The sequence below is a fragment of the Amphibacillus indicireducens genome (genome assembly GCF_039539605.1).
GTDB lineage: Bacteria > Bacillota > Bacilli > Bacillales > Amphibacillaceae > Amphibacillus > Amphibacillus indicireducens.
In genome coordinates this window covers 1-5,209 of sequence record NZ_BAABDL010000082.1, presented here as the reverse complement: position 1 = coordinate 5,209, position 5,209 = coordinate 1, and the positions used below count along the sequence as shown (strand labels likewise).

The following is a 5,209-nucleotide window of genomic DNA, read 5'->3' as shown; positions in this document are numbered from 1 at the left end:
GAAAAGTGAAAATTTAACGAGCAACCATACTTATTTAGTTATAAAAACTAAATTTCCCTAACTGGCATTCACTTTTGGCAATTTAATGGGCAAATCACCTATAAAAAATCAAGTTATGAATAATGCAGGTTACAGATTTGTTTTTTAAAATTATCGTTTTGACAACTCAGTTTCTTCATATTCACGAACGTCTTTAAGCCAGTCCATTCCAGATGGGACATTCATCTCTTGGCAATAGTAGTCCCAAATGTAACCAAATGGATACGTTTTAAATTCTTCTAAAACGGCTAAGCGATCAGTAAAGTTACCTTCATCTTGATAGGTTCTCAACTGATCATTCGGCATTAATAAGGCATAAAGAAGTGCTTTAACCATATTGCGTGTCCCGATCGTCCAAGCAGCGACCCGATTAATACTTGCATCAAAGAAGTCTAGTCCGATCATCACTTTATCCAATGCATCATTACGAACAATTTCAAGCCCAATTTCTTTCAGTTCATCGTCTAAAGTAATGACGTGATCACTATCCCAACGGACAGGTCTTGATACGTGTAGAGCAACTTTATCACTAAATAGTAGTAGTGACGAAATTTTATTTGAAACCATTTCTGTTGGATGGTAGTGTCCCGAATCCAGTAAACATAACTTATTATTTTTCAGTGCGTAACCCATGTAAAATTCATGTGAACCGACAACATAAGCTTCTGAACCAATCCCAAATAACTTACTCTCCACGGCATCTAAATTGTAGCGTTCATCAATTTGATCGGCATAAATTTCGTCTAATGATTCCTTCAAACGTTTTCTTGGTGTTAATCGATCAGATGGAATATCTTTATAGCCATCTGGAATCCAAATATTCGTTAATGCTGGTGTGCCTAATTCTTTCCCCATATGCTCAGCAATTCGGCGACTTGCCTTACAATGCCTAATCCAAAAATCACGAATTTCTTTATCTGGGTGAGACAATGTTAGCCCATCTTCAGCTTTAGGATGTGAAAAAAGTGTCGGGTTAAAATCAAGACCCAAATCGTGTTCCTTCGCCCAATCGATCCAATTTTGAAAATGTTTTGGTTCAAGCTGATCGCGATCAACCTTTCCACCATTTGTTTCGGCATAAATCGCGTGGAGATTAATCCGATGTTTTCCAGGAATAAGTGAGAGCGCTTTTTCTATGTCATTTCGTAGTTGTTCAGGCGTTGTTGCTTTACCAGGATAATTACCAGTCACATCAATTCCACCAGATAATTCACGCTCTTCAACTTCAAAACCAGTAATATCATCACCTTGCCAGCAATGAATTGAAATAGGTACTTGCTTCAGCTTCTCTAAAGCTGCATCTACATCAATGCCCCACTGTTCATATTGTTTTTTTGCAACTTGATAGTTCGCTTCAATCGACATTTATTCATTCCTCCTCGGCCTAAATGTTTTTATTAAAAATGAGTCTTTAATTAGTTGACGTGCTTCTGCTAAGCTTGTAAGCTGACCTGTTGCAAGAAGCTGAACAATCACATTTCCAATAGCTGTTGCTTCAACCGGACCAGCTAAGACTGTTTTATCACTAAAATCAGCAAGCAATTGGTTTAAAAATTCATTTTGACAGCCACCACCGATAATATTGACATGTTTGTAGGTTTGATCTGTCAAGTATTCAATTTCCTCAATCGTTTTTTGATAACTTCTCGCTAAACTCAAGTAAATTGTTCTTGCAATTTCCCCTGGAGTTTCTGGAACCGCTTGATTATTTTCCCGACAAACCGTTCTGATCGTTTCAATCATATGATCCGGGTTCAGAAAACGTTGATCATTGACATCAACAAGACTATTAAAGTGATCCGCCTCTTTGGCTAAATCAACAAAATCAGCAAAGCTATACTGATCTTGAAAAAGTCGTTTCACCTCTTGAATCATCCAAAGTCCCATAATATTTTTCAAGAATCGGTAGCGATAGTCAAGGCCACCTTCATTGGTAAAATTATAACTATGTGCTTCTGGTGTTGCGATTGCTTTCTCTGTTTCCACGCCCATTAATGACCATGTCCCTGAGCTTAAGTAAATCGTTTCTGATTGCTCTGGTACAGCAACAACAGCTGACCCTGTATCATGTGTCGCAGGTAAGATCACCTCAAACTCAACACCAAACTCTTCTACTAAATCAGCCTTAATCATACCTAATGATGTTTTTGGCAATTCAATTGATTGAAAGATTTCTCTTGGAAAACCTAACTTTTCAATCAAAACATCGTCCCAATCATTTGTTGCTAAATGAATCAGCTGCGTTGATGTCGCATTGGTATACTCATTGGCCTTCTTACCTGTTAATAGATAATTTAAATAATCTGGAATCATTAAAAATGTTTTTGCTTTTGCTAAAATTTCCGGTTCTTGATTTTGTAATGCTTTTAATTGATAGATGGTATTAAATGGTTGAAACTGAATGCCCGTTCGTTGATAGATTTCTTCTCTACCAATGATTCGAAAGACTTCTTCCATCATTCCATCCGTTCGATCATCTCGATAAGCAACTGCATCTGTTAACAATTGATCGTTGTCATCTAATAAAACAAAATCAACTGCCCACGTATCAATGGCTAGACTTATAGGTTGAAACTGCTCTTCTATCGCACGTTTAACCCCAATTTTAATTGATTGATAGAGGTGGTCGATATCCCAACATAAATAGTCAGCTTTGTTCATCATCTGATTGTTAAAGCGATAGATTTCAACTAGATTTAATTTATCTGCTCGGATAAAACCTGCCATCACTCTTCCACTGGAAGCACCGATATCAACAGCTAAGTGACACGATTGCATGAAATATACCTCCTTTTGTTAAAATCAATTTTAAATATAATTTGGATTCGGAGTGACATTAAATGCGTTTGCCAAGTCAACTAATTCTTGATCCGTAATTGTTTGTTTAATTCCACCTTGGTGGCTTGCAACAAGCATATAAACTTCAGCTGCTTTTTCAGCCGTTTCAATTAAACCAAACGCATCATCAATTGAGCTCCCAGCACCAAAAATGCCGTGGTGTGGCCAAACAACTAAACGATGCTCCTCCATTTGTTTTGCAGTCTCCACTCCGATTGCAGACGTACCCGGTACCATCCATGGTAATAAGGCAACACCTTCTGGAAAAACAACAATACATTCTGTACACATTTGCCATAACGTTTTCGTAAATACTTTCGGTGATAGATCATGGACAAAAGTCATCGCAATCACATTTGTCGTATGTGTATGCATGATGACACGATGTGAATCATCTACTTTAAGACGCGCAATATGGCTCATAAAATGAGAAGGCAGTTCACTTGTCGGTTGATCACCATTGACTAATCCCCATAATAATTCAATTGATTCACCACTCTCTGATACACGTAATAACGCTAACGTATCTTCAGGATTATCAATCATATTTTTAAAATACTTTCCAGATCCAGTCACAATAAAATAGCGACCTGCAAGCTCTTTAACAGGAAAACTTAATGGTAATACTCTTTTCACATCATTCAGATCAAAATATTTGGCAACCTCAGCTTTATCAAGTAAATAGCTTACATTACCACCATTTCTTTCGTCCCAACCATTTCTCCACATAATATTCGTTATATCCATCATCTCTTTGATGAATGGCACTTGTTTAATCTCGATCGCTTTTGACATTTAGCTACCTGCTTTCATAATCTATTTTTCAAGCTTTATTATACATTCAAAACAAAAATAAAACAACATTAATAGTATTAAATACAGATTTATTTTCCCTATAGTCACAAAAAAAAAGATTTTTTCACATAAAAAAAGTATGGTCAGTTCACCATACTTTTTTAAAAAATTAATCCGCCATCAAAGCAACCATTAACGCTTTTTGGGCATGAAGACGGTTTTCCGCTTCTTGAAAGACAACTGAATGATTGCCATCAATAATTTCCGCCGTTACTTCTTCTCCACGATGGGCAGGTAAGCAGTGCATAAATGTATAATCTGACTTGGCATGCTTGAGAAGTTGTTGATTAATTTGGTAGTCCGCAAATTCTTGCAGTCGTTTTTCTTGTTCTTCTTCTTGACCCATACTTGCCCAGACATCAGTGTAAATTACGTCTGCATCTTTCACAGCTACAAGTGGATCTGTCGTTAATTCAATTTTTGCTCCCGTTTCCTTAGCGATCGCTTTTGCTTTTTCCACAATATTTTCCTGTGGTAAATAGGCATTAGGTGAAGCAATGCTGAAGTCAATCCCCATTTTAGCTGCTCCAATCATCAGCGAGTTAGCCATATTATTCCCGTCACCAATAAAAGCTAATTTTAAACCAGCTAATTTGCCTTTAACTTCTTCAATCGTTTGTAAATCAGCGAGCACTTGGCACGGGTGAAAATCATCAGTTAACCCATTAATAATCGGTATTGTTGAATGTTCGGCTAATTCTTCAACATCAGATTGGCGATAGGTACGAATCATAATTCCATCAAGATAGCTTGATAAAACCTTGGCTGTGTCTGCTATTGTTTCGCCACGACCAAGTTGGATATCATTTGTACTTAAGAACAATCCTGTGCCACCTAACTGATAAATCCCTGTTTCAAATGAAACCCGTGTACGTGTCGATGATTTTTCAAAAATCATCCCCAAAACTTTCCCTTCTAAGGGGCGATATATTTTTCCTGCCTTTTGTTTTGCTTTAAGTTCTTTTGCTAAGTCTAATAGATAGGTTATTTCTTCTGTTGAATAATCGAGTAATGTCAAAAAATCTTTGCCTTTAAAATTATTTTTATGCATCGCTGTCCACCTGCTTTTCTTTTAGAGTTTTTTAAGTAACAAGCCGATCAGATCATCTGATTCATTCCACTCTCCTGATCATGGCTAGCACAATTTATTTCATTGTATTATTATGCACTAATCAGTATATTAATTCAATGGTTAAATTAGATTTTTTTAATTTTAATCAAAATAAACATCGGTTATAATAACTTGAATTTCAAGTTTAAGTTAGTCACTTTGAAAAATAAATATTATGAATTCACAAAGTTATATTGTCAGGTCTGTTTTTGAACTTGTTTTATTAGTGTGTTTGTATTTATTTGGGCTTAAGCCCAAATAAATACAAACACACTTGCGCGGAAAATCCGGGACCCTAAAATTCTAAGCGACAAGATCTAACTTTAGTTTTTGTAGCTCTAAGGCAAATACTTGATGAGGCGTTTT

The 5,209-nt window shown here is 36.3% G+C and carries 4 protein-coding genes; all 4 read right to left on the bottom strand.

Annotated elements, in window-relative coordinates; all coding sequences use genetic code 11:
• Window positions 1-150: 150 nt before the first annotated feature.
• Window positions 151-1,404, bottom strand: coding sequence for an L-rhamnose isomerase (gene rhaA / locus ABD814_RS07690; protein ID WP_344911914.1), 1,254 nt, complete (start codon window positions 1,402-1,404; stop codon window positions 151-153).
• Window positions 1,405-2,817: a rhamnulokinase gene (gene rhaB / locus ABD814_RS07685; RefSeq protein WP_344911912.1), complete on the bottom strand. Its 1,413-nt coding sequence runs from the start codon at window positions 2,815-2,817 to the stop codon at window positions 1,405-1,407.
• Window positions 2,818-2,847: 30 nt separating this feature from the next.
• A complete protein-coding gene (rhaD, locus tag ABD814_RS07680) occupies window positions 2,848-3,672 on the bottom strand; it encodes a rhamnulose-1-phosphate aldolase (RefSeq protein WP_344911909.1) in 825 nt (274 codons plus the stop codon).
• A gap of 169 nt (window positions 3,673-3,841) precedes the next feature.
• On the bottom strand, window positions 3,842-4,783 hold the full coding sequence (gene argF, locus ABD814_RS07675; RefSeq protein WP_344911906.1) for an ornithine carbamoyltransferase: 942 nt from the start codon (window positions 4,781-4,783) through the stop codon (window positions 3,842-3,844).
• Between the last annotated feature and the right edge of the window lie 426 nt (window positions 4,784-5,209).